Origin of the sequence: Micromonospora tarensis, from assembly GCF_016803395.1 — a bacterium.
Classification (GTDB): Bacteria; Actinomycetota; Actinomycetes; order Mycobacteriales; family Micromonosporaceae; genus Micromonospora; species Micromonospora tarensis.
On record NZ_JAEVHL010000022.1, the window covers coordinates 24970 to 48782 of the forward strand.

Annotated in this window: 20 protein-coding genes and 3 pseudogenes; 19 read left to right on the top strand and 4 right to left on the bottom strand. The window is 72.4% G+C overall.

From position 1 onward, the window contains the following. Nucleotides 1–121: 121 nt before the first annotated feature. Both JM949_RS07915 and JM949_RS07920 read left to right on the top strand, forming a co-directional pair. Nucleotides 122–2272, top strand: a complete 2151-nt coding sequence (locus JM949_RS07915; protein ID WP_203147782.1) for an FUSC family protein — start codon at nucleotides 122–124, stop codon at nucleotides 2270–2272. Nucleotides 2273–2375: 103 nt separating this feature from the next. Continuing rightward, nucleotides 2376–3413 carry an aminotransferase class V-fold PLP-dependent enzyme gene (locus JM949_RS07920; protein WP_203147783.1) on the top strand — a complete coding sequence of 346 codons (1038 nt, stop codon included), beginning with the start codon at nucleotides 2376–2378 and terminating at the stop codon, nucleotides 3411–3413. A 6-nt stretch (nucleotides 3414–3419) separates the two neighbouring features. On the opposite strand, the gene JM949_RS07925 is transcribed toward JM949_RS07920, so the two are convergent. Further along, on the bottom strand, nucleotides 3420–4592 hold the full coding sequence (locus JM949_RS07925) for an acyl-CoA dehydrogenase family protein (protein ID WP_203147784.1): 1173 nt from the start codon (nucleotides 4590–4592) through the stop codon (nucleotides 3420–3422). A gap of 97 nt (nucleotides 4593–4689) precedes the next feature. Here JM949_RS07925 and JM949_RS07930 point away from each other — a divergent pair, with 97 nt between their 5' ends. From JM949_RS07930 to JM949_RS07945, 4 genes are all read left to right on the top strand, one after another. After that, the gene (locus JM949_RS07930; protein WP_203147785.1) at nucleotides 4690–5346 is read left to right on the top strand and encodes a TetR/AcrR family transcriptional regulator C-terminal domain-containing protein; all 657 of its coding nucleotides are present in this window, start codon (nucleotides 4690–4692) and stop codon (nucleotides 5344–5346) included. Nucleotides 5347–5403: 57 nt separating this feature from the next. Then, nucleotides 5404–6858, top strand: coding sequence for an aldehyde dehydrogenase family protein (locus tag JM949_RS07935; RefSeq protein ID WP_203147786.1), 1455 nt, complete (start codon nucleotides 5404–5406; stop codon nucleotides 6856–6858). After that, complete coding sequence (locus JM949_RS07940) at nucleotides 6855–7982, top strand: alcohol dehydrogenase catalytic domain-containing protein (RefSeq protein WP_203147787.1); 1128 nt, start codon at nucleotides 6855–6857, stop codon at nucleotides 7980–7982. Before JM949_RS07935 ends, JM949_RS07940 begins: the two co-directional genes overlap by 4 nt. 123 nt (nucleotides 7983–8105) lie before the next feature. Further along, nucleotides 8106–8450 carry a hypothetical protein gene (locus tag JM949_RS07945; RefSeq protein WP_203147788.1) on the top strand — a complete coding sequence of 115 codons (345 nt, stop codon included), beginning with the start codon at nucleotides 8106–8108 and terminating at the stop codon, nucleotides 8448–8450. A 35-nt stretch (nucleotides 8451–8485) separates the two neighbouring features. On the opposite strand, the gene JM949_RS07950 is transcribed toward JM949_RS07945, so the two are convergent. Continuing rightward, nucleotides 8486–9100 (bottom strand): SPFH domain-containing protein, encoded by a 615-nt coding sequence (locus JM949_RS07950; protein ID WP_238432768.1) that lies wholly within the window; start codon nucleotides 9098–9100, stop codon nucleotides 8486–8488. Nucleotides 9101–9566: 466 nt separating this feature from the next. Here JM949_RS07950 and JM949_RS07955 point away from each other — a divergent pair, with 466 nt between their 5' ends. From JM949_RS07955 to JM949_RS07990, 8 genes and pseudogenes are all read left to right on the top strand, one after another. Continuing rightward, the gene (locus JM949_RS07955) at nucleotides 9567–10328 is read left to right on the top strand and encodes an ABC transporter ATP-binding protein (protein ID WP_203147789.1); all 762 of its coding nucleotides are present in this window, start codon (nucleotides 9567–9569) and stop codon (nucleotides 10326–10328) included. After that, complete coding sequence (locus JM949_RS07960; protein WP_203147790.1) at nucleotides 10315–11007, top strand: ABC transporter ATP-binding protein; 693 nt, start codon at nucleotides 10315–10317, stop codon at nucleotides 11005–11007. The genes JM949_RS07955 and JM949_RS07960 overlap by 14 nt, the downstream gene beginning before the upstream one ends. Before the next feature lie 50 nt (nucleotides 11008–11057). Next, nucleotides 11058–12308 carry an ABC transporter substrate-binding protein gene (locus tag JM949_RS07965; RefSeq protein WP_203147791.1) on the top strand — a complete coding sequence of 417 codons (1251 nt, stop codon included), beginning with the start codon at nucleotides 11058–11060 and terminating at the stop codon, nucleotides 12306–12308. Then, nucleotides 12305–13186 (top strand): branched-chain amino acid ABC transporter permease, encoded by an 882-nt coding sequence (locus JM949_RS07970; RefSeq protein WP_203147792.1) that lies wholly within the window; start codon nucleotides 12305–12307, stop codon nucleotides 13184–13186. Before JM949_RS07965 ends, JM949_RS07970 begins: the two co-directional genes overlap by 4 nt. Further along, nucleotides 13183–14196: a branched-chain amino acid ABC transporter permease gene (locus tag JM949_RS07975; protein WP_203147793.1), complete on the top strand. Its 1014-nt coding sequence runs from the start codon at nucleotides 13183–13185 to the stop codon at nucleotides 14194–14196. Before JM949_RS07970 ends, JM949_RS07975 begins: the two co-directional genes overlap by 4 nt. A gap of 77 nt (nucleotides 14197–14273) precedes the next feature. Next, nucleotides 14274–14933 (top strand): transcriptional regulator, encoded by a 660-nt coding sequence (locus JM949_RS07980; protein ID WP_309232056.1) that lies wholly within the window; start codon nucleotides 14274–14276, stop codon nucleotides 14931–14933. An 83-nt stretch (nucleotides 14934–15016) separates the two neighbouring features. After that, nucleotides 15017–16584, top strand: a pseudogene (locus JM949_RS07985) (MFS transporter). An 11-nt stretch (nucleotides 16585–16595) separates the two neighbouring features. Continuing rightward, nucleotides 16596–17204 carry a TetR/AcrR family transcriptional regulator gene (locus JM949_RS07990; protein WP_203147794.1) on the top strand — a complete coding sequence of 203 codons (609 nt, stop codon included), beginning with the start codon at nucleotides 16596–16598 and terminating at the stop codon, nucleotides 17202–17204. Between the two features lie 106 nt (nucleotides 17205–17310). Here JM949_RS07990 and JM949_RS07995 read toward each other — a convergent pair. Both JM949_RS07995 and JM949_RS08000 read right to left on the bottom strand, forming a co-directional pair. After that, nucleotides 17311–19229, bottom strand: a pseudogene (locus tag JM949_RS07995) (helix-turn-helix domain-containing protein). A 14-nt stretch (nucleotides 19230–19243) separates the two neighbouring features. Further along, nucleotides 19244–20026, bottom strand: coding sequence for a 3-hydroxybutyrate dehydrogenase (locus JM949_RS08000; RefSeq protein WP_203147795.1), 783 nt, complete (start codon nucleotides 20024–20026; stop codon nucleotides 19244–19246). A 329-nt stretch (nucleotides 20027–20355) separates the two neighbouring features. Here JM949_RS08000 and ruvC point away from each other — a divergent pair, with 329 nt between their 5' ends. The 5 genes and pseudogenes from ruvC to JM949_RS08025 all read left to right on the top strand — a co-directional run. After that, nucleotides 20356–20883 (top strand): crossover junction endodeoxyribonuclease RuvC, encoded by a 528-nt coding sequence (gene ruvC, locus JM949_RS08005; RefSeq protein ID WP_203147796.1) that lies wholly within the window; start codon nucleotides 20356–20358, stop codon nucleotides 20881–20883. Next, nucleotides 20880–21482, top strand: a complete 603-nt coding sequence (gene ruvA / locus JM949_RS08010) for a Holliday junction branch migration protein RuvA (RefSeq protein WP_203147797.1) — start codon at nucleotides 20880–20882, stop codon at nucleotides 21480–21482. The genes ruvC and ruvA overlap by 4 nt, the downstream gene beginning before the upstream one ends. Nucleotides 21483–21531: 49 nt before the next feature. Further along, on the top strand, nucleotides 21532–22599 hold the full coding sequence (ruvB, locus tag JM949_RS08015) for a Holliday junction branch migration DNA helicase RuvB (RefSeq protein ID WP_203147798.1): 1068 nt from the start codon (nucleotides 21532–21534) through the stop codon (nucleotides 22597–22599). A gap of 139 nt (nucleotides 22600–22738) precedes the next feature. Continuing rightward, nucleotides 22739–23077, top strand: a complete 339-nt coding sequence (yajC, locus tag JM949_RS08020; RefSeq protein WP_407664713.1) for a preprotein translocase subunit YajC — start codon at nucleotides 22739–22741, stop codon at nucleotides 23075–23077. A 275-nt stretch (nucleotides 23078–23352) separates the two neighbouring features. Next, nucleotides 23353–23813 (top strand): annotated as a pseudogene (locus JM949_RS08025) (protein translocase subunit SecD); the annotation flags it as partial.

Below are 23813 nucleotides of genomic sequence, written 5' to 3' on the forward strand. Positions count from 1 at the left end.
GCGTCGGCCTGTTCGGGGGCGCTCGCCGGTGATTCGTCGGCAAACCCGCCGGACGGGCGCGGGGCGCGGTGGAAAATGGGCAACCGGGGAGGGGCGCCGCGCGGATCGCGGGGGAGCAGGCGTGCGCGGAACCAGCCTCCTGGGCCGGCTGCGCCGCCGTGACCCGGGGTACGCCATCCTGCGCCGCGCCGCACGGGTGACGCTCGTCGCGTCCGTCGTCTTCTACGGCGGCCGTTACGGCGTGGGCAGCTCCACGCTCGCCACGTACGGCCTGTTCGGCGCGATCGCCGCCGGGGCGTTCGCGCAGCTGCCCGGTCCGGCGCCGCAGCGGGCGCGGATCCTCGTCCTGTCGTTGCCGGTGGTCTGGGCGTTGATCACGGCGGGCGCGCTGTTGGCGTGGAGCACGTGGGCCGCTGCCGGCGGGATGCTGGTCATCGGGTTCGTGGTGGCGTTCGCCGGGGTGGGCAATCCGCGTCTGATGGGTTTGGCGAGCGCGTTCCAGCTCTTCTACATCCTGGCGTCCTTCCCGCCGTACCAGCCGGGCACCCTGCCCCAGCGGCTGGCCGGAGTCACCCTCGCCATCGTGCTGCTCGCCCTCGCCGAGGTGGCGCTCTGGCCCGACCCGGTGCCGGTCTCGTACCGGCAACGGCTGGCCGAGGCGGCGGCCGGCGTCGGCGCGCTCCTCGATGCCACCGCCGACGCGCTGACCAACCCGCGGACCGGTCCCGCTGGTCGGGAGCAGCGACGTCCGCGGGCGTACCACGTGGTCGCGGCACTCGATTTGACCCGCAACCCGCCGGTCGGGGCACCCATCGCGGCGGGCGCCAAGGACCGGTCGTTGCGGATCTGCGCCGCCGCGCTACGGGAGGTGCTGGCCGAGGCGGACCGGTTGGCGGCGGATCCGCCACCGCAGCCGATTCCGGACCTGGCGGCGGCGCGGCTGCTGCGCTCCGGCGCCGAGACGACCCGCGCCGCCGGGCGCAGTCTGTCGGGCGGCACGCCACCGGTCGACCTCGGCGACCTGGACGCCGCGATCAGGTGGGCCGAGGCGTCCTACCGGGTCGTGGAGAGCGACCGCCGCGACCCGCCGGACGTACCCCGGTTGTGCCGGGACGCGACCGCGCTGGCCATCGCCGACCAGGTGCGGGTCTTCGCCGTCGGTGCCCGGGTGGCGACCGGGGCGCGGCTCGGCGGTACGGACGCCGGCTCGAAGCTGTTCGAGTACGCCCGGCACAAACCGTGGACGCTGTACTGGCGGCAGTACCGCGCCCACCTGGCACCCCGCTCGGCCCACCTGCACGGCTCGTTGCGGTTGGCCGTGGCGCTCGCCATCGCCCGGGTCGCCGCCGGGGCGTTGCAGCTGACCCACGGCTTCTGGGTGCTGCTGGCCACCCTCACCGTGCTGCGTTCCTCGGCCGCCGACACCCGGACCGCGCTGCGGCCGGCCGTGCTGGGCACGATCGCCGGCGCGCTCGTCAGCGGCGCGGTGATGCTGGTGGTCAACCAACCGATCGTGTACGCCGTCGTCCTGCCGGTCACCCTGATGCTGGCCTTCGGCGTCGGTCGCCTGCTCGGCCCGGTGTGGCAGCAGGCGCTGTTCACGGTGCTGCTGACGGTCGTCTTCGCCCAGCTCGACCCCGGCGGGTGGCGGCTCGCCGAGGCCCGCCTCGTCGACGTGCTGCTCGGCGCGGTGATCGGGGTGCTCGCCGGGGTGGCGATGTGGCCGCGCGGCGCGGGCCACGACCTGCGGCACAACGCCATTGGCTATCTGGCGGCCAACGCCGACGCGGTCGAGCTGACCGTCCAGGCGGTGCTCGGCGATGCTCCACCGCCAGACCGCGCCCTCGATCGGGTCCGGCGTCGGACCGTCCTGATCGACTCGTCGTACTGCCAGTACCACTCGGAGCGGCACGATCCGCGCCGTCGGCAGGTCAACTGGGACGCCGTGCTCGGTGCCGGGCACCACGTCCTGCCGGGGGCCGAGTCGCTGCTGCGCCGCAACCCGCCCGGCTGTCTCGCGGACTGGCCCGAGGCGGCGGCGCTGCTGCGAGAATCCGCCGGGCAGCTGCGCTCGGCGTACCACGAACTGGCCGACGAGGTGGCACACGGCCGCGCCCCCGGCCCCATCCCGGTGTCGACCACCTGCGCCGAGGAGGTGGACCGGCTCCGCCCGCTGCTCGGCGCGGTCGACCCCCGGTCGGCCCGGCACCTGGTGGAGGTCAACCGGTGGCTCGCCGGCCTCGCCGACACCTTCACCCGAATCCACGACTGACCTCCTGTCGATGTGGTCGGCCACGACTTCGTGCGGATCTGACAGGCCGCCGATCGCGGATTGGCCGTGCCCGTTGCCCGCCGGCCCGCCTACCGTCGAGGTCATGGAGATCGAGCAGGCGCAGCAGTTGTGGAAGCCCGAGCCCGGCTGGTTGAACACCGCCTCCTACGGTTTGCCGCCCGAGCCGGCGTGGACGGCGTTGCAGGAGGCGCTGGGCCAGTGGCGGGTCGGCAGCACCTCGTGGGAGGGCTGGGGTGACTCGGTGCAGCGCTCCCGTACCGCGTTCGCTCGCCTGGTCGGTGTGCCGGCGGGCGACGTGGCGGTCGGCACCGCCGTCTCCCAGCTGCTCGCGCCGGTGGCGGCGGCGTTGCCCGCCGGGGCGACAGTGGTGGTCCCGGAGGTCGAGTTCACCTCCAACCTGTTCCCCTGGCTGGTCCAGGAGGAGCGTGGCGTCACGGTCCGCGCGGTGCCGTTGGAGTCGCTTGTCGACGCCATCGACGCGGAGACCGACCTGGTCGCGTTCAGCCTGGTGCAGTCGGCCGACGGCGCGGTCGCCCGGTACGACGAGATCGTGGCCGCGGCCCGCGCGTACGACGCGCTGGTGGTGGTGGACGCGACCCAGGCGTGTGGCTGGCTGCCGTTTGACGGGAGTCGGGCCGACGTGGTGGCGGTGGGCGGTTACAAGTGGCTGATGAATCCGCGCGGGACCGCGTTCGCCTATCTGGCCCCGGCGCTGCGCGACCGGCTGCGCCCGGACGCCGCCGGTTGGTTCGCGGGCCGCGACCCGCACGCCTCCTACTACGGCCCGCCGCTGCGGCTGGCCGACGACGCCCGCCGGTTCGACATCTCGCCGGCCTGGTTCAGCTGGGTCGGTGCGGCACCGGCCCTGGAGTTGGTCGCCGAGATCGGCGTGCCGGCGATCCAGGCGCACAATGTGGCGCTGGCCAACCGGTTCCTGACCGGGCTGGGCCGGCCGCCGGGGGAGAGCGCCATCGTCGCCGTGGACGTGCCGGACGCGCAGCGGCGGCTGGCGGCGGCCGGCATCCGGGCCGCGGTGCGCGCCGGACGGGTCCGGGCCTCCTTCCACATCTACTCCACCGAGGCCGACGTGGACGCGGCGCTCACCGCGTTGACGGGGTGACCCGGCTCAGGCCAGGTGACCGCCGATCTTCGTGTACCCGCGCAGCAGGTCGCGGGAGATGATCAGCCGCTGCATCTCGTCGGTGCCCTCGAAGATCCGGTACAGCCGGACCTGCCGGTACCACCGCTCGATGGGTAGCTCCCGGGTGTAGCCCATGCCGCCGTGGATCTGGAGCACCCGGTCGACCACCCGGTTGACCATGCCGGCGCCGTAGAGCTTGCCCATCGACGAGGCGTGCCGGGGGTCCAGGCCCTGGTCGACGGTCCAGGCCGAGCGCAGCACCAGCCAGCGGGCCGCCTCCAGCTCGGTCTCCGAGTCGGCGATCATCCACTGGATGGCCTGGTTGGTGCCGATCTTCGCGCCGAAGGTCTCCCGGGTGTTCGCGTGGTCGATGGCCATCTGGAGCACCCGTTCGGCGATGCCGATGGCGTGCGACGGGATGGTGTAGCGGCCCTTGCCGATCCACTCCATGCCGAGGGTGAAGCCCTGCCCGATCTCGCCGAGGATGTTGCGGTGCGGCACGCGTACGCCGTCGAAGATGAGCGAGGCCGGGCCGCCCTCGCCCATGGTCTGGATGAACTCCGAGCGCCAGCCCATCGAACGGTCCACCAGGAACGCGGTGGCGCCGCCGTTGCGGGCGCCCTTCTCCCGGTCGGTCACCGCGACCACGATGGCGAAGTCGGCGTCGTGACCGCCGGTGATGAAGGTCTTCTCGCCGTCGAGGATCCAGTCGTCGCCGTCGCGGCGGGCGGAGAGCCGGATGTTGGCGGCGTCCGAGCCGGCGCCGGGCTCGGTGATCGCGAAACAGGAGCGCCGCTCGCCCTCGATGGTCGGGACCAGGAACTCCCGCTTCTGCTCCTCGGTGGCGTGGAACAGGATGTTGTCCGCCTCGCCGCCGAAGCGGAACGGCACGAAGGTGCGGCCCAACTCGGTCCAGATCAACGACTGGAGCACCGCCGGCAGGTTCATCCCGCCGTACTCTTCCGGGGTGGCCAGGCCCCAGAAGCCGAACTTGCGCGCCTTGAGTTGCAGTTCGCGCACCTCGGAGTGGTCGAGGCCGGGCTGGTGTGCCCGCTCCCGGCGGAGCACCTCCGCCTCCAGCGGCATCACCTCGCGCTGGATGAACGACCGGACGGTGTCCCGTACCGCCCGCTCCTCGTCGGTCAGCGAAAAGTCCACGGTGGTCCTCCTGGCGTCGGTGCGGCCGGTCACCCTTAAACTAGCGGTGTAAGTTTTGCCGCGTCCAGACCCGAGCGCCGAGACCGCGAGGAGCGCAGTGTCCCGACCCCGCCAGCCCCGGCTCACCCGGCAGCTCATCGTCGAGAACGCCACCGCGCTCATCGACGCCGAGGGGCTGCCGGCGTTCTCCACCCGGCGGCTCGCCGCCGAACTGGGCGTCCGCGGGCCGTCGCTCTACAACCACTTCGCCACCAAGGACGAGATCCTCGACGCGGTCGCCGACACGGTCACCGGTGCCGTCGACACCAGCGGCTTCGCCAGCCGGGACTGGGTCGTCGCCCTGCGCGACTGGGCCTGGTCGTACCGGCGGGCGCTCACCGCGCACCCGAACATCGTGCCGTACCTGGCGCAGGGGCCGGGCCGCCGGCCGGCCGCGCTGACCATGGCCGACGCCGTCTACGGGGGTCTGGTGCGGGCCGGCTGGCCGCCCGCGCGCGCCACCCACATCGGCGCGGCGCTGCGCTACTTCGTGGCCGGGTCGGCGCTCGGCTCGTTCGCCCGCGGCTTCGTCGAGGACCCCGAGCTGTACGCCGCGCACTACCCGCACCTGCGCGACGCGCACCGGCTCGCCGAGCACCAGCAGAGCGTGGACGAGGGCGCCTTCGCCCTCGGCCTGGACGCCCTGCTGCACGGTCTCACCGCCGAGTACGCCCGCAGCGTCGGCACGGTGGAGTCCGCCCGGCCCAAGGGGTAGCGTCCAAACTCCCAGCGCTAGTTTCCTCCCCATCGCCCCCACCCCCGAAGGGACGACATGGACCTCGCCGCCCCGCCGTCGCGGCTACCCGACGCCCTGCGCCACCGGCGCCACCTGCACCTCGGCGGTGAGTGGACCTCTCCCGCCGACGCCGGCCTGATCGACGTGGAGAACCCGAGCACCGGTGAGCTGGTCGGGCAGGTGCCGGCCGGCACGCCGGCGGACGTGGACCGCGCAGTGGCCGCCGCCCGCGCCGCGTTTCCCGGCTGGTCGGCCGCCGCGCCCGCCGAGCGGTCCGGGCACCTCGACCGGCTGCACACCGCGCTCGCCAGCCGCGCCGACGACCTCGCCCGCACCATCGCCGTGGAGCTGGGCGCACCGCTCAAGCTCGCCACCCGGGTGCAGGTCGGGTTGCCGCTGACCGTGCTGCGTGACCACGTCGCGCTCGCCGCCCGCCCACCGGTCGAGGAGACCATTGGCAACTCGCTGGTGGTCCGTGAGCCGGTCGGTGTGGTCGGCGCGATCACCCCGTGGAACTACCCCCTGCACCAGGTGCTGGCGAAGCTGGCGCCCGCGCTCGCCGCCGGCTGCACTGTGGTGCTCAAACCCAGCGAGCTGACCCCGCTTACCGCGTACCTGCTCTTCGACGCGGTCACCGAGGCCGGGCTGCCGCCGGGCGTGCTCAACCTGGTCCCCGGCACCGGCCCGGTCGTCGGCGAGGCTCTCGCCGGGCACCCCGACGTCGACCTGGTCTCGTTCACCGGCTCCACCGCCACCGGCGCCCGGATCATGCGGCTCGCCGCCGACCGGCTCGCCCGGGTCGCCCTGGAACTGGGCGGCAAGTCGGCAAACGTGATCCTCCCCGACGCCGACCTGGCCACCGCCGTCAAGGTCGGCGTCGGCAACGCCCTGCTCAACTCCGGGCAGACCTGCACGGCGTGGACCCGGATGCTGGTGCACCGCGACCGGTACGACGAGGCGCTCGACCTGATCGCCAACGCGGTGGCCGGCTACCGCCTCGGTGACCCGTTCGACGCTGCCACCCGGCTCGGCCCGCTGGTCTCCGCCGCCCAGGCCGAGCGGGTGCGCGGTCACGTCGACCGGGCGCTCACCGACGGCGCCCGCCTCGTCGCCGGCGGCCCCGACGCGCCCGTGCCGGACCGGGGCCATTTCGTCGCCCCGACCGTCTTCGCCGACGTGCACCCCGACAGCGCGCTCGCCCAGGAGGAGGTCTTCGGCCCGGTGCTCGCCGTTCTCCCGTTCGCCGACACCGACGAGGCCGTCGCCATCGCCAACAACTCGCGGTACGGGCTGGCCGGCGCGGTCTGGTCCGCCGACACCGACGCGGCGCTCGCCGTGGCCCGGCGGCTGCGTACCGGCGCGGTCGACATCAACGGCGCGCCGTTCAACCCGCTCGCCCCGTTCGGCGGCTACAAGCAGTCCGGGCTCGGCCGCGAGCTGGGCGTGCACGGGCTCGCCGAGTTCTGCGAGCTGAAGGCGATCCAGCGATGAGCGCCGCCGAGCCGACGACCGAGACCGGGCCGACGTCCGCGCCGGTCACCGTCCGCGCGCTGGTCGCTCGCGGGTCCGACGCCGAGCTGCGGGTCGAGCGGGTACGCCTGCCCGCTCCCGGCCCCGGCGAGGTGCGGGTGACGATCACCGCCGCCGGGGTCTGCCACTCCGATCTGTCGATGGCCAACGGCACCCTCGCGGCGCGGTTCCCGCTGGTGCTCGGGCACGAGGCGACCGGAGTGGTGGCCGGGACCGGGCCGGGCGTGGACCTGGCCGTCGGCACCCCGGTGGTGCTGAACTGGGCGCCGGCCTGCCGGGCCTGCTGGTGGTGCCGGCGCGGCGAGCCGTGGCTCTGCGCCGCCACCACCGCCCCGACAGTGCCGCGCGGCGAGACCGAGGACGGCGTACCGCTGCACCTGACCCTCGGCCTCGGCGCGCTGGCCGAGGCGGTGGTGGTGCCGGAGCGCGCGGTCATTCCGATTCCCGCCGGGCTGCCGGCCGAACAGGCCGCGCTGCTCGGCTGCGCGGTGCTCACCGGCGTCGGCGCGGTCCGTAACACCGCAGGGGTGGCGCCCGGCGAGTCCGTCGCCGTCGTCGGGCTCGGTGGGGTCGGGCTCGCCGTGCTCACCACCGCCCGCCGGGCCGGCGCCACGACGATCCTGGCCGTCGACGTCGCCGAGGCCAAGCGGGACCTGGCTCTCGCCGCCGGGGCGACCGACTTCCTGCTCGCCGACGACCGGCTCTCCAAGGAGGTACGGGCGCGCACCGAGAGCCGGGGCGTCGACCACGCCTTCGAGTGCGTCGGCCGCGCCGCCACCATCCGCGCCGCCTGGCGGCTCACCCGACGCGGGGGAGCGGTGACAGTGGTCGGCATGGGCGCCAAGGACGACATGGTCAGCCTCGGCGCGCTGGACATCTTCCACTCCGCCCGGACGCTGCGCTCCTCGGTGTACGGCTCGTCCGACCCGGACCGGGAGGTGCCGGTGCTCGCCGCCGAGCTGGCCGGCGGCGCACTCGATCTGGGGCTGCTGGTCAGCGGCACGATCCCGCTGGACGAGGCGCCCGCGGCGTTCGACCGGCTGGCCCGGGGCGAGGGCGCCCGCTGGGTGGTCACCCTGGACTGAGCCGAGCGGCACAGCCCGACCGGCGGCAACACGGAATGGGCCGTATAGGCGAAATGCCCGTTCCGTCCACGTACCCTGACTGTATTCGACAGGTTGCAGGGTCCGAGACGGGGGATTGAGACGGTGCAGGAATCCGAGGGCGCGGACAAGGGCCCGATGTCGGGCGGTGGGTCGTTCGACTTCTTTGTCGTCAACATCTCGAGCGCAGCGCTGGCCGGCACTGTCACCTGGACCGGCGGAGGCAGGTCCGAGAGTCTGGACGTCGAGGGTCTGGCACCCGCCGGGATGTCGCAGCAGCAGAGCTTCTCGCCGCAGTCCGGCAAGAACGACTACTGGCAGTGGTCCGAGAAGGGCGACAAGTACAAACTCAACGTGTACGACCAGGACCGCTACACAGCCGTGGTCATCAGCGACTTCGGCATCGGCGTTCTGGTGACGAACACCAGCCCCGGCACCTGGTCCTGGTGACGTGAGAGAGCCGGCCCGGGTGGGCCGGCTTCTGCTCACTTGCCGGTGACGATGCCCGGGTTGATGCAGAGCCCCGGGTTGGCGCCGTTCTTCTCGGCGATCTCCAGGCAGCGGGTCACCTTGTCGACAGTCGCGTTGGTCTCGGTGATCTGCTTGGAGATCTCGGCGTTCTTGCGGTCCTGCTCCAGGTTGCGGGTCTGCGCCAGCTTGTCCTGGAACGCCTTGATGTTGCCCTCGGTCTTGTCGTCGTGGTTCACCCGGGTGATGGTCACCGAGAGGATGTCCACGTCGGCGGCGAGGCGGGTCTCCGCGCTGGTCTTGATGTTCGCCGCGAACGGCTTCAGGTCGACGTTGAGATCACCGGTCCGGGCGTCGATCTTCTCCAACGGGTTGTACGCGGCGAACGCGTCGTTGACCGCGCTGTCCAGCTGCACACCCACCCGCTGGCCCCGGAAGCTGACGAAGTCTCCCTTGTAGTCCATAAACTGCTTCGGCGCGTTCTCCGGCCTGACCTGCCACTCGACGAGCACCTCGACGCACGCGTCGGCGAGCGTGCCGGTGCGGACCCGTACGCAGTTGTCACCGCCGATGTGGTCGTACTTCTGCCGGCCGGCGTCCCACTCGCGACCTTCTGCCAGGGGGCGACCCACTTGAGGCCCGAGCCGGTCACCTTGCCGGTGGGCTTGCCGAAGCTGGTGACGATGCCGACCGAACGGATGGGCACCGAGTGGGCGCTGGAGGTGACGCCGACCAGCAGGGTGAGGGCGAGGAGAACGAGCGCCGCGAGGGCGGCCATCCGCTTCAGCGGCCGCGCGGAGGCGACGAGAGCCAGGACGGCGCTGACCGCCACTGCGACGGCGAAGACGATCGCCATGGTGAAGCCGACGGGCATGGGGTGGGAACCTTCCGTTGGGCTGTGTGGATCATCAACCTAGGAGATCCGGTCAAGTCGCCGGCGTGCGGTAGTGGAGTTCGCGCACGTCCCCGGCGGGTCGAATATGGAGCCCATCGACATGGCTCGACTCGTCCGGCCCGCCGTAGGTTTCGTCCACGCGACGGGCCTGTGACCACGGTCACCGGACCGGTCCGTCGCCGGGACGTGCGGAGGATGAGGCGATGGCCGGGCAAGCGCTCCTGTCGGCCCGTGGGCTGACCCGCGACTTCCGGGGCTTCCGGGCGGTCGACGACGTCGACCTCGACGTGACGGCGGAGAGCGTGCACGCGCTGGTCGGCCCGAACGGCGCGGGCAAGACCACCCTGTTCAACCTGCTCACCGGGTTCCTGCGACCCAGCGGCGGGCGGATCGAGCTGGCCGGGCGGGACGTCACCGGGCTGCCGCCGGAGCGGGTGGCGCGGCTCGGTGTGGCCCGCTCGTTCCAGATCACCAGCCTGTTTCCGCAGTTGTCCGCGCGGGAGCACGTCGCGCTGGCGTTGCAGTCGCCCAGTGGGCTGGGCTGGCGGTTCTGGCGTTCGGCGAAGCTGATGGGCCGCTACACCGAGCGCGCCGACGAACTGCTGGCCATGGTGGGGCTGGCCGACCTGGCGCACGCGCCGTCGGAGGCGCTGGCGTACGGGCGCAAGCGGGCCCTGGAGTTGGCCATCGCCCTGGCGTTGGACCCGAAGGTGCTGCTGCTCGACGAGCCGACCGCCGGGATGGGCCTGGAGGACGTCGACCGCACCGTCGAGCTGATCAGCCGGGTCCGCCAGGGCCGGACCGTGGTGATGGTCGAGCACAACATGAGCGTGGTCGGCCGGCTCGCCGACACCGTCACCGTGCTCCAGGCCGGCAAGGTCCTCGTCGAGGGCCCGTACGAGCAGGTCCGCGCCGACGAGCGTGTGATCACCGCCTACCTCGGAGCCGCCGATGCTGCGCATTGAGAACCTGTCCGCCAGCTACGGCGAGGCGCGGGTGCTGCGCGACGTCAGCCTCCAGGTCGCCGCCGGCGAGGTGGTCACCCTGGTCGGGCGCAACGGTGCCGGCAAGTCCACCCTGCTGCGCTGTGTGATGGGGCTGCACGCCGGGCAACGCGGCACGGTCGAGCTGGACGGGCGGGACATCACCAGGCTGCCGGCGCACAAGCGGGCCCGACTGGGGCTGGGCTGGGTGCCCGACGACCGGGGCAGTTACGCCACGTTGACGGTCACCGAGAACCTCATCCTGCCACCCACCGTCGGCCCCGACCCGTGGTCGCTGGAGCGGGTGTACGAGGCGTTCCCGGCCCTGCACACCCGGCGGGACTCGGCGGCCACCATGCTCTCCGGCGGCGAGCAGCAGATGCTCGCGCTGGCCCGGGTGCTGCGGATGGGCGCTCGGCTGCTGCTCTGCGACGAGCCCACCGAAGGGCTGTCGCCGCTGCTGGTGCAGCAGGTAGGCGACCTGCTGCGCGAGGCCAAGCGGCACGGGGTGACAGTGCTGCTTGTCGAACAGAACCTGCACTTCGCCACCGGTGTCGCCGACCGGCACTACCTGCTGGCCGAGGGACGCGTCGCCGAGGCGATGGACAACTCCGAGGTGCGGTCCCGGGAACGCGAACTGCTCGCGTACCTCGGGATCTGATTTTTTCGACGACGATCCGCACGACGACGCGCGGGATGGATGGAGTGGGCATGCGCAGGACGGTGGGTGTGGCCGCGGCGTCGGCCGCGGTGGTGCTGATGGCCGGTTGCGGCGGCGGTGGGCCCCAGTCGGGCGGCGACCAGAAGCTGACCGGCGACAAGATCGTGCTGGGCGTGCTCAACGACCAGTCCGGGGCGTACTCGGAGCTGTCCGGGAAGAACTCGGTGACGGCGGTGGAGATGGCCATCGCCGACTTCACCGCGAAGTACGGCGACAAGGCGGTGACCACTGACATCACCGTGCAGACCGCCGACCACCAGAACAAGCCGGACGTGGCCAACTCCAAGGCCCAGGAGATGTACGACCGCAAGGGCGTCGACCTGATCCTGGACGTGCCCACCTCGTCGGCGGCGCTGAAGGTCGCCGACGTGGCGAAGGAGAAGAAGAAGCTCTACTTCAACATCGGTGCGGCGACCACCGACCTGACCGGCAAGAGCTGCAACAGGTACACCTTCCACTACGCCTACGACACGTACATGCTGGCCAACGGCACCGGGAAGACCACCACCGAGCAGATCGGCAAGAACTGGTACATCCTCTACCCGAACTACGCCTTCGGTCAGGACATGGAGAAGAGCTTCTCCACCGCGATCACGGCGGCCGGCGGCACGGTCGTCGGCAGGGACGGGGCGCCGTTCCCGAACACCAGCGGCGACTTCTCCACCTTCCTGCTCAAGGCGCCGAACCTGAAGCCGAAGCCGGACGTGCTGGGCACCATGCAGGCCGGCGCGGAGCTGGTCAACGTGGTGAAGCAGTACAACGAGTTCAAGCTGAGGGACAAGGGCGTCGGCCTGGCGGTGGGGCTGATGTTCCTCACCGACATCCACTCGCTCACCCCGGCCGCGCTCGCCGGCACCACGTACACCGACGCCTGGTACTGGAACTTCGACGCGAAGAACCGGGAGTTCGCCGACCGCTTCCAGCAGAAGGCCGGCACCCGGCCGACGTTCGCGCACGCCGCCAACTACTCCGCCGCGTTGCAGTACCTGGAGGCGGTGCAGGCCGCCGGCACCGACGACGCGGACGCGGTGGTCAAGGCTCTGGAGGGCAAGACGGTCGAGGACGTCTTCCTGCGCAACGGCAAGATCCGCGCCGAGGACCACCGGGTGGTGCACGACGCGTACCTGGCCCAGGTGAAGCCGCAGGCCGAGGTCACCGAGCCGTGGGACTACGTGAAGGTGCTCGAGACGATCCCCGCCGCGGAGGCGTTCCGCGCGCCCTCCGCGGACTGCAAGCTATGAGTGGATTCGCGCAGAACACCTTCAACGGGTTGGTGAGCGGGGCGTTCTACGCCCTGCTCGCCCTCGGGCTCGCTGTCATCTTCGGCATGCTGCGGGTGGTCAACTTCGCCCACGGCGCGTTCTACATGCTCGGCGCGTTCGGCGCGTACGTGCTGCTCACCGAGGCTGGTGTGCCGTTCTGGGCGGCCCTGGTGATCATGCCGGTGGGGCTGGGCCTGCTCGGCATGGCGCTGGAACGCGCGGTGATCCACCGACTGACCACACTGGACCCGCTCTACAACTTCCTGCTCACCTTCGGTCTCACCCTGATCCTCCAGGACCTGGTGAAACTGCGCTACGGCGTGCAGTCCAGCCCGTACGCCACCCCGTCGCTGTTGAGCGGGTCGGTGAACTTCGGGCTCTTCGACTTCCCGACGTACCGGGTGTTCATCCTCGGCTTCGCGGTGCTGCTCTGCGTCGCGGTGTGGTGGGTGCTGACCCGGACCCGGATCGGCATGGTGGTCCGGGCGGCCACCGAGCGGCCGGACCTGACCCGCGCGTTCGGCATCGACGTCGGACGGTGGGTGACCCCGGTCTTCGGCTTCGGCATCGGGCTCGCCGGCCTGGCCGGGGTGCTGGCCGCGCCGATGCGCGCGGTCAACCCGTTGATGGGCGCCGACCTGATCATCGTGGTCTTCGCGGTGGTGGTGATCGGTGGGCTGGGCTCGATCTTCGGCTCGGTCGCCGCCGGCTTCGGCATCGGCCTGGTCCAGGCGTGGGGCGAGGCGTACCTGTCCAACTTCCCGATCGTCTCGCAGACCATCGTCTTCGTGGTGATGGCGGTCGTGCTGCTCTGGCGCCCGGCGGGTCTGTTCGGCCGTGAGGAGGCACCGGCATGACGAGCACTGTGGACACCGCGCCCGAGGCGGCGCGTCCGGCCCCGCCCTCCGGGCTGGTCGCCGTCGTCCGCGCACCCCGCTGGGTCCGGTACGCGCTGCTCGCCGTCGGGCTGCTCGTCGCGGCGTGGCTGCCCAACGGCCTCTACCCGGCGGTGGCGGTGGACATCCTCTGCTGGGCGCTGTTCGCCGTCGCGGTGGACCTGCTGCTCGGCTTCACCGGGCTGATGTCCTTCGGGCACGCGGCGTTCTGGGGCACCTCGGCGTACGTCACCGGGTTGGTGGCCATCCACGCCGGCCTGCCGTTCCCCCTCGCGGTGCTGGCCGGGGCGCTGGCCGCCGCCGTGCTCGCGGTGCCGATCGGCTACCTGGCGGTCAAGCGGACCGGCATCTACTTCGCCATGGTGACCCTGGCCTTCGCGCAGCTGGTCTACTACGTCGCCAACGAGTGGCGCTCGGTCACCCAGGGCGAGAACGGTCTCCAGGGCGTGCCCCGGGAGCTGTTCGGTCTGGACCTCACCGACGACTACTACTTCTACTACGCGATCCTGCCGGTCGTGCTGCTCGGGCTGGCCGCCGCCTGGCGGATCGTGCACTCGCCGTTCGGCCGGGTGCTGGTCGGCATCCGGGACAATCCGGCCCGGGCCCGGGCGCTGGGCTACCCGGTGCACCGCTACAAGCTCACCGCGTTCGTGCTCTCCGGGTTCATCGCCGGCCTCGGCGGCGGGTTGTTCGCGGTCGGCCACCGGTTCGTCTCGCTGGACGTGCTGCACTGGACCACCTCCGGCAAGGCGGTCATCGTGGTGGTGCTCGGTGGGATCGGCACCCTCTGGGGCGGGGTGCTCGGCGCCGCCCTCGTGGTCCGGCTGGAGGACTGGCTGTCGTTCTCCGGGTTCGAGGCGATCGGCCTGGTCACCGGCGCCATCTTCGTCCTCGTCGTGGTGCTGTTCCGGCGCGGCATCTGGGGCAGCGTCGCCGCGCCGGCCCACCGGTGGGCGGCCCGCCGCCGGTAAAGTCCGCGACGGCGCATCCGCCCCGCGCCGTTTGAGCTAACCCCCGGGTAGGGAACGTCTACCTGGAGGTGCGTCTGGTGCTGACCGATCCGATGCCGGCGGAGGCGGTGCAGGTCGCGCGGCGGCAACTCTCGCTGGCCGCCGAGGACCTGGACGCCAACGCAGTCGCCTCGCTGCTGCTGGAGCTGGCCGAGACCTGGGCCGTGCCGGCGCTCTGGGAGCAGGCCTGTCGTCCGCTGCTGGCCCGGCTGCCGGGGCGTACCGCCACCGGGCACGCCCTCTTCGAGGGGGTCCGGGTCGGGTTGGACGCGTACCGCCGGGAGCCGGGCCGGTCACTGCCCACCGGCGGCTTACTGCTGGCCGGTGCGGAGGATGACACCTACGGCCTCGGCCTGCTCGCGCTCGCCGCCGCGCTGCGCGAGCAGGGTCGTGGCTGCCTGAATCTCGGACCCGCGCTGCCCTGGCCCGCGCTGGGCAGCGCGGTGCGCCGGGCGGGTCCGCACACCGTCGTGCTCTGGTCGCAGACGCCGGTCACCGCCCGCGCGCCCCGCCTGGTGCGGTTGGCCCGGGACTTTCCGTTCCTCCGGGTGTACGGCGCGGGGCCGGGCTGGACCGCGCCGCTCGCCGCGCCGACGACCCGGCTGGACGCGCTGCCGGAGGCGGTCGCCGCCTGCCTCGCCGCCGCGCCGGCACGTGACTCCCGCCACATACGATACGGATCGGTGCCGTATCGTTAATGCGACCCGTAGGCTGACCCCGGTTACGAGTCTGATGCGTATCGTATTGCGCGGCCAGTCACAGCATGGGGGGAACACCGGTTATGGAGTTGCACGACAACACGGGACACCCGAGGAGGTGGGCGATCCTGGGGGTGCTGGTGATCAGCCTCCTCGTGGTCGTCCTCGACAACACGATCCTCAACGTCGCGCTGCGCACCCTGGCCGACCCGGTGCACGGCCTCGGCGCGAGCCAGGGCGAGCTGGAGTGGGCGATCAACTCCTACACGCTGGTCTTCGCCGGGCTGCTGTTCACCTTCGGGGTGCTCGGCGACCGCGCTGGCCGCAAGCGTTTCCTGATGATCGGTCTGGTGCTGTTCGGCCTGGCCTCGCTGCTCTCCGCGTACGCGCAGAGCCCCGGCCAGCTCATCGCGGCCCGCGCCCTGATGGGGGTCGGCGGCGCGGCCATCATGCCGGTCACGTTGTCGATCATCTCCAACGTCTTCGACCCGCGGGAGCGGGGTCGGGCCATCGGTGTCTGGGCCGGCGCGGTCGGCCTCGCCGTGGCGATCGGCCCGATCCTCGGCGGCGCGCTGCTGGAGCACTTCTGGTGGGGCTCGGTCTTCCTGATCAACGTGCCGGTGGTCGTCGCCGGCGTGATCCTGGTGGCGCTGCTGGTCCCCGAGTCGCGTGACCCACGGCCCGGCCGGATCGACGTGCTCGGCGTCCTGCAGTCCGTCGTCGGCCTGGTCGCCCTCTCCTACGGCATCATCGACGGCGGCGAGCACGGCTTCGACCGCCCGGTGGCCTGGGGCTCGATCCTGGTCGGCCTCGCGGTGCTGGCCTGGTTCGTGCAGCACGAGCGGCGCAGCGACCACCCGTCGCTGGACGTCCGGCTCTTCAAGGTGCCCCGGTTCGCCGCCCCGGTCGCCATCGTCGGCCTGGTCTTCTTCGCCGCCATGGGCTCGATGTTCTTCGGCTCGTTCTACCTGCAACTGGTGCGGGGCTACAGCCCGCTGCAGACCGGTCTGCTCTTCCTGCCCTTCGCCGGCGCCCAGCTGATCTTCGCGCCGCGCAGCGCCGCATGGTCCGCCGCTACGGCGGTAAGGCCGTCGCCGCCGTCGGGTTGGCGTTGACCGTGGTCTCGCTCGCCGCGTTCGTCTTCATCGGCGCCACCACCCCGATCTGGATCGTGCTGCTCGTCTTCCTCATCCAGGGCGCCGGAATGGCCAACATCATGCCGCCGGCCACTGAGTCGATCATGTCGGCGCTGCCCCGGGAGAAGGCCGGTGTGGGCTCCGCGGTCAGCAACACCATCCGCCAGGTGGCCGGCGCGCTCGGCGTGGCCGTCCTCGGCTCGGTGCTCTCCGCGGTCTACCGCAGCGACATCAGTGACGCCCTGACCGGCCTGCCCGCGCAGGCCCGGGACAGCGCCAACGAGTCGATCTCCGGAGCGTACGCGGCTGCGGGCCAGCTCGGCCCGGCCGCGCCGACGCTGATCTCGGCGGCCAACGACGCCTTCGTCACCGCCATGCACTGGGCGGCCGGGCTCTCCGGGATCATCGCCGCGCTCGGCATCATCGTGGTGCTGCGCTGGATGCCGGGCCGGGAGGAGACGAACCTCGCCCCGGCGACCCCGGTCGCCGAGCCCGAGTTGGCCGGCACGGCATAGGTTCGGGAAGAATGTCGGACATGACGTCCACTGCCGATGCTCCGCGGTCGCCTGGTCGACCGCGGAGCATCCGCGCCGACGAGGCCATCATCGAGGCCACCCTCGACCTGCTCGCCGAGGGCAGCACCATCGAGGCGCTCTCGATCGAGTCGATCGCCGCCCGCGCCGGAGTCGGCAAGGCCACCATCTACCGGCGCTGGGCCGGCAAGGACGCGTTGCTCCTGGACGCGCTTCGCCGGCTCAAGGGCATCCTGGCGCAGCCGGCCGGCCACTCCGTCCGCGACGACCTGGTGCTGCTCGTCGGCGCGATCGGCAAGAACGTCGACCCACGAGCCGCGAAGATCATGCCCTGCCTGGTGCCCGCGGTGAACCGCAGCTCGGACCAGTTCCAGCTCTACCAGAACATCATCGCCCCCCGGCGGCAGCTGATGCGCGAGGTGCTGCGGCGCGGCATCGACGAGGGGGTGCTCCGGGCCGACATCGACGTCGAGGTGACGATGGCGCTGCTCACCGGACCGATGCTGATCCAACGAGTGCTCCAGTGGAATCCGGACCTGGACGAGCAGAGCCTGCCCGAGCGGGTCGTCGACGCCGTGCTGGAGGGCATCCGGACCCGCTGATCCGGTCTGCTGGGCTGGTGGGGGCTGCCGGGTCGGCGGGGCCGCCGGGTCGGTGGGGGCTGCCGACGCCGGCCCGGGGGCCGGTGCGGGGCGGGTTCGGCGGCGGTCAGCCGGCCGGTGCCCGCAGCCGATGCAGACGCAGTGCGAGCTGCACCTCCAGGGCCCGCTCGGGGCGTTGCCAGTCGGTGCCGAGCAGCTGCCGACCCGCTCCAGGCGCTGGGTGACCGTGTTGACGTGCACGTGCAGCTGCTCGGCGGCCCGGGCCAGACTGCCGCCCACCCCGAAGTACGCCTCCAGCGTCTTCACCAGCGCCGTGCCCCGCCGGGCGTCGTAGTCGACCACCGGCCCGACGGTGGCGCGGAGGAAGTCGGTCACGTCCTTCTCGCCCCGGTCACCGACGGTGCCCAGCAGCAGCCCGACGAAGCCCAGCTCCACGGTGCTCGCGCCCTGCCCGGCGCGGCCCAGCGCACCCAGCGCCGTCAGGCACCGGTCCGCCTCCTGGAACGTTCTCGCCAGCGCCGCCGGCGTGTTCGCCGGGCCGCTCGCCCCGGCGGTCACCGGTCGGCCGGTCACCCGGGACAGGTCCCGGGCCACCGCGCGGGCGCTGCCGCCGGCGTCCAACCCGGGCAGCATCAACACCACCCGACCGTCGCGCGCCGCGGCCAGCCCGCCGCGCGCCGAGGCGTACGTGGTGGCCCAGGAGAGGATCCGCTGCCGAGCAGAGCCGGTCGCCGCTATCGCGTCGTCGCCCACCGCCACCAGCACGTGCGGCGCGTCCAGGTCCACCCCGAGGCGACGGGCCCGGCTGCGCAGCGCGTCGGTGTCGCGCAACGGGCGGGCGATCAGGTCGTCCAGCAGCTCGCCGCGGACCCGCCCCTCCGCCTCCGCGACCGTCCTGCGGAACAGCAGCAGCAGCGCGGTCACCAACGCGGCCCGCTCCAGGATGCGCTGGTCGGCGTCGACCAACTCGTCATCCGGGCGCAACACCAGGGCACCCAGGTTCTCCGCGCCCGCCACCACCGCCGCGTACCAGAGCGGACCCCGGCGCACGCTGCGCCCCTCGGTCCGGGACGCGGCCACCGCCTCCACGATGTCCGCCCGGTCCGGCTCGTCGATCTCGCCCACCCGGGCCAGCAGCCGACCCTCGGCGTCCAGCGCCAGCAGCGCACCGCCCAGCACCTCGGTCACCGCCGCCGCCACGTCCTCCACCCCGCCGCCGCGCAGCACCAGCGCGGTCATCCGGTCGTGGGCCGCCGCGGCGCGCTCCACCGAGCTGCTGTGCGCCCGGATGGTGGTGTTCGCCGCCGACAGCTCGGCCAGCGCCGAGCGGGTCTCGGTCAACAGCCGGGCGGTGTCGATCGCCACCGCGGCGTGCGCGGCGAGGGACACCAGCAGCGCCACCTCCTCCCGGACGAACGGCCGGGCCGAACGGTTGGCCGCGTAGAGCACCCCGATCGAGGTGGAGCCGAGCCGCAACGGCACCCCGAGGATCGCCACCAGCCCCTCCTCCCCGACCCCGGCGTCGATCTCGCCGGTGTGGTGGAACCGCGCGTCCTCGCCGTAGTTCGCGGTGACGTACGGCGCGCCGGACTGGGCCACCAGGCCACCGAGGCCCGCGCCCATCGGCAGCCGCAGCCGCTGGAAGCGGGCCGAGACGGACCCGTCGGTCACCCGCATGTACGTGTCGCCACGCTCGTCGTCGTTGAGCGTCATGTAGGCCACGTCCGCGCCGAGCAGGTGGCGGGCCCGGTGCACGATCGCCCGCAGCACGTCGTCCAGGTCACGCAGCCCGGCCAGGTCGCTGACCGTGTCGTACAGGCCGGACAGCTCGGTCTCGCGGCGGCGGCGACGCTCCAGCAGCGCGCGGACCCGCAACGCCACCGACCTGGCCTGCTCCAGCTCGGCCAGCCGGTCCGGCGGGAGCCCGGCGGCCCGCGCGGCCACCAGGGGGCCCTCGAACTCGACCGCCGCGGCCTCACGGGCGAGCAGCTCCAGGAACTCCACAGGCGAGGACATGGTCGACATTGTGCTCGGGCCCACTAGTTGGCCGTCCAGCCCCCGTCGAGCGCGATCGACGCGCCGCTGATGAACGCCGCCGGCGGCGAGCAGAGGTACGCCAGCAGCTCGGCGACCTCCTCCGGCTCGATCAGCCGCTTGATCGCGGCCCGGGCCAGCATGATTTTTTCGATCACCTCGGCCTCGTCGATGCCGTGGCTGGCCGCCTGGTCGGCGATCTGGCTCTCCACCAGCGCGGTGCGCACGTACGCCGGGTTGATGCAGTTGGCGGTGACCCCGTGCGCGGCGCCCTCCAGGGCGACCACCTTGGACAGCCCCTCCAGGGCGTGCTTCGCCGAGACGTAGGCCGCCTTGTACGGCGAGGCGCGCAACCCGTGCACCGAGGAGATGTTGACGACCCGCCCCCAACCCCGGGCGTACATGTGCGGCAGCGCCCGGCGGATCAGCAGGAACGGCGCCTCCACCATCACCCGCTGGATGTACTCGAACCGCTCGACCGGGAAGTCCTGCACCGGCGCGACGTGCTGGAGTCCCGCGTTGTTCACCACGATGTCCACGTCCACGTCGAGCTGGTCCACCGCCGCGACGTCGGACAGGTCGACACCCGCGGCCCGGCCGCCGGCCTCGGCCGCCACCGCCTTGGCCGCTGCCAGGTTGCGGTCCACCACGAGCACCTTGGCGCCGGCCGCCCCCAACCGCAGGGCGCACGCCCGCCCGATGCCGCTGCCGCCACCGGTGACCAGGGCGGTCCGACCGGCGAGGTCGACCTGTACGACGTGGGGGACCGCCACGGGTTCTGCCGTCATGGCGCAAGAAGTTACGAGCTGTGTCCCCTCCGGCACATGGGCCGGCGACACATACTCCGTGCCAAAGCTGTGTGGCCCCGCCGACCCTCACCCCGCGCCCCGGCGTTGCCCGCCGGCCGCCGTCCGCCCGTCTGCCTCAAGATCGCGCTCGATCCTGGATGTGGTGGCCTGCGGGCTCGGGGATGCCACCGCATCCGTGTTCGAGCACGATCTTGGCGCGGGGCGCTCGTTGCCCCGGGGACGTGAGGGCGTGTCCCGTGGGGTTGGTGGGAAGGGCGACGGTTAGGGTGTCGAACACACGTACTGCTGACGGCTGGGGAGGGGGCGGCGTGCGCGTGCTCGGTGTCGACCCGGGGCTGACCCGGTGTGGGGTGGGCGTGGTCGAGGGGGTGCCCGGTCGGCAGTGCACCCTGATCGCCTACTACGTGGTCTACACCGACCCGGCCGACGACCTGGCGCTGCGGCTGCTGCACCTGGACCGGTCGCTGACCAAGTTGGTCGCCGAGCACCAACCGGAGAGCGTCGCCGTCGAGCGGGTGTTCAGCCAGCACAACGTGCGCACGGTGATGGGCACCGCGCAGGCCAGCGGCATCGCCGTGCTGGCCGGGGCGCGCGCCGGGCTGCCCGTGCAGACGTACACCCCGAGCGAGGTGAAGGCGGCAGTGACCGGCTCCGGTCAGGCCGACAAGGCGCAGATGACCGCCATGGTGACCCGGCTGCTGCGGCTGGCCGAGCCGCCGAAGCCGGCCGACGCCGCCGACGCCCTGGCGCTGGCCATCTGCCACGTGTGGCGCGGCGGGACCCGCTCCAAGCTGGCCGCCGCGGCCGACCGGGCACGACGAGGAGGAGCACGATGATCGCCAGCGTGCGCGGCACGGTGACCGCGACAGGTCCGGACCAGGCCGTGATCGAGGTCGGCGGTGTCGGGCTCGCCGTGCACTGCGCCCCGGGCACCCTCGCGGAGCTGCGGGTCGGCCAGGTCGCCCGGCTCGCCACCAGCCTGATCGTGCGGGAAGACTCGCTGACCCTCTACGGCTTCGCCGACGACGACGCCAAGTCGCTGTTCGAGTTGCTCCAGACCGCCAGCGGGGTCGGCCCGCGACTGGCCCAGGCGGTGCTGGCCGTGCACACCCCGGACGCGGTCCGAAAGGCGATCGCCAACGCCGACACGGCCGCGTTGACCCGGGTGCCGGGGATCGGCAAGAAGGGCGCGGAACGCCTGGTGCTGGAGCTGCGGGACCGGATCGGCCCGGTGCCGATCGGCGCCGACGGCGCGGGCGGGGTGACCGGCGGCAACTGGCCGGACCAGGTCCGGCAGGCGCTGGTCGGGCTGGGCTGGACGGCCGGTCAGGCCGACCAGGCGGTAGCCGCCGTGGCGGAGACGATCGAGGGCGACACCCCGCCGGTGCCGGTCCTGCTCAAGCAGGCCATCCGACTGCTCGGGCGGACCCGATGAGCGCGAGGAGCGAGCCGGGCTCGGGAACTCCGCGAGTGAGGAAGGCGCGGTGAGCGAGACCGACGGGCTCGTCTCGGCGTACGTCAGCGACGCCGACCGGGACGCGGAGGCCACGGTTCGACCGCGACGGCTCGCGGAGTTCGTCGCCCAGGACCGGGTGCGCGATCAGCTCGACCTGTTGTTGCAGGGTGCGATGCGGCGGGGGTCGCCACCGGATCACATCCTGCTCTCCGGCCCGCCCGGGTTGGGCAAGACGAGTCTGGCCAACATCGTCGCGGCCGAGTTGGGCTCGGGCATCCGGGTGACCAGCGGCCCGGCGATCGAGCGGTCCGGTGATCTGGCGGCGATCCTGACCAGCCTCGCCGAGGGCGACGTGCTCTTCATCGACGAGATCCACCGCATCGCGCGGCCGGCGGAGGAGTTGCTCTACAGCGCGATGGAGGACTTCCGGGTCGACGTGGTGGTCGGCAAGGGCCCGGGGGCGACGGCGATCCCGCTGGACGTCGAGCCGTTCACCCTGGTCGGCGCGACGACCCGGTCGGGCCTGTTGACCGGGCCGATGCGGGACCGGTTCGGCTTCGTCGCGCACCTGGACTTCTACGCCCCGGCGGATCTGGAGACGCTGCTGCACCGCTCGGCGCGGATTCTCGGCGTGCCGATCACCCCGGCCGGGGCGACCGAGATCGCCGGTCGGTCGCGTGGCACACCACGGATCGCCAACCGGCTGCTGCGCCGGGTCCGCGACTACGCGGAGGTGCGGGCCGACGGGGTGGTCGATCTCGACACCGCCCGTGCCGCCCTGATCGTCTACGACGTGGACGCGCTCGGCCTGGACCGGTTGGACCGGGCGGTGCTGACCGCGCTTGTCGACTCGTTCCGGGGTGGCCCGGTCGGGTTGTCCACCCTCGCCGTGGCGGTGGGGGAGCAGCCGGACACGGTCGAGGAGGTCTGCGAGCCGTTCCTGGTCCGCGCCGGTCTGTTGGCGCGGACGCCCCGGGGTCGGGTGGCCACCGAGGGGGCCTGGCGGCATCTGGGGCGCACTCCACCGAATGGTACATTTGGTGCAGATAGCCCGCCGGTGCCCGATCTGTTCTCGTTGGATACCGATCAGCCGTGATGCGAACGTGATCTGTGCCGCATTCGGTGTTCTCAGGTGCAGGGTTTAGACTTCGCCGCGGTCTGTACAGGACGTGAGAATCCGCCTCCGCTCCGGCACCCCCGGTGCTGGGCGGCGGCCAATGGGAAGGTCAGTAACCGTGCATTACGCAGCAGCGGGCGGCGGGGCCGGCGGTTTCACGCCGATCCTGATGATCGCCCTGCTCTTCGGTGTCATGTATTTCATGATGATCCGGCCCCAGCAGAAGCGCCGCCGTGAGGCGGAGTCGATGCAGTCGAACCTCGGCCCCGGCGACGAGGTCGTGACCATCGGCGGGCTCTACGGCACGGTCACCGGCGTCGAGGACGACACCGTCCTGCTCGAGGTGGCACCGGGCGTGCAGACCCGCTACGCCCGCCCGGCCATCGCGCGGGTGGTCACCCGCGCGGAGCTGCCGAGCGAGCCGGTCACCGAGGACGCGGAAACCGCCAAGGACTGACCGTCCGCCCGTGGGTGGCGGTCCGGCGTACGGCCGGTCCACCGACCTTCGGGGTCGCCGCGCCCGATGGGGCAGCGGACGAGACGTGAAAACTGGATAGTTGGGTCGACGTCGGGCGTCGACACGTTCCCGTGACCGTCGGCGATCCGTGCCGGGGTGCCCGGTCCTCGTGTCGGCATCTCGTCGGCTCAAGGCAGACCCGTCGGGCGGGACACCGGCCCGACACCGCCGTCGCTGCGCAGAGCGGCGCGACCGTACAGGGAGACAGGACAGCCGTGGCACCACCTCAGGGACAGATGCGCCCCGGGCGGCAGCTCGCCGTGCTCGGGTTCATCTTCGTGGTCCTCTATCTTTTGGTGTTCTTCGCCGGAGCCAACGGCAGCTTCAAGGACCGGCTCGAGCCAAAGCTCGGCCTGGACCTGATCGGCGGCACCCGGATGACGCTGGAGGCGACCAACTCCATCGACGGCAAGCCGCCGACGGCGGAGAACCTCGAGGAGGCCCGGCAGATCATCGAGAACCGGGTCAACGGGCTCGGCGTGGCCGAGGCCGAGGTGGTCACCGAGGGCAACCGGAACATCGTCATCTCCCTGCCCGGTGAGAACCGGAACCTCGACGAGGTGGGCAGCGCGGCCGAGCTGCGCTTCCGTAAGGTGCTGAAGGCGGCGGACGGCAGCGGGACGATCGCCGCGCCGCCGGCCGCCACGCCGGCCCCGTCGGGCAGCGCCGTGCCGAC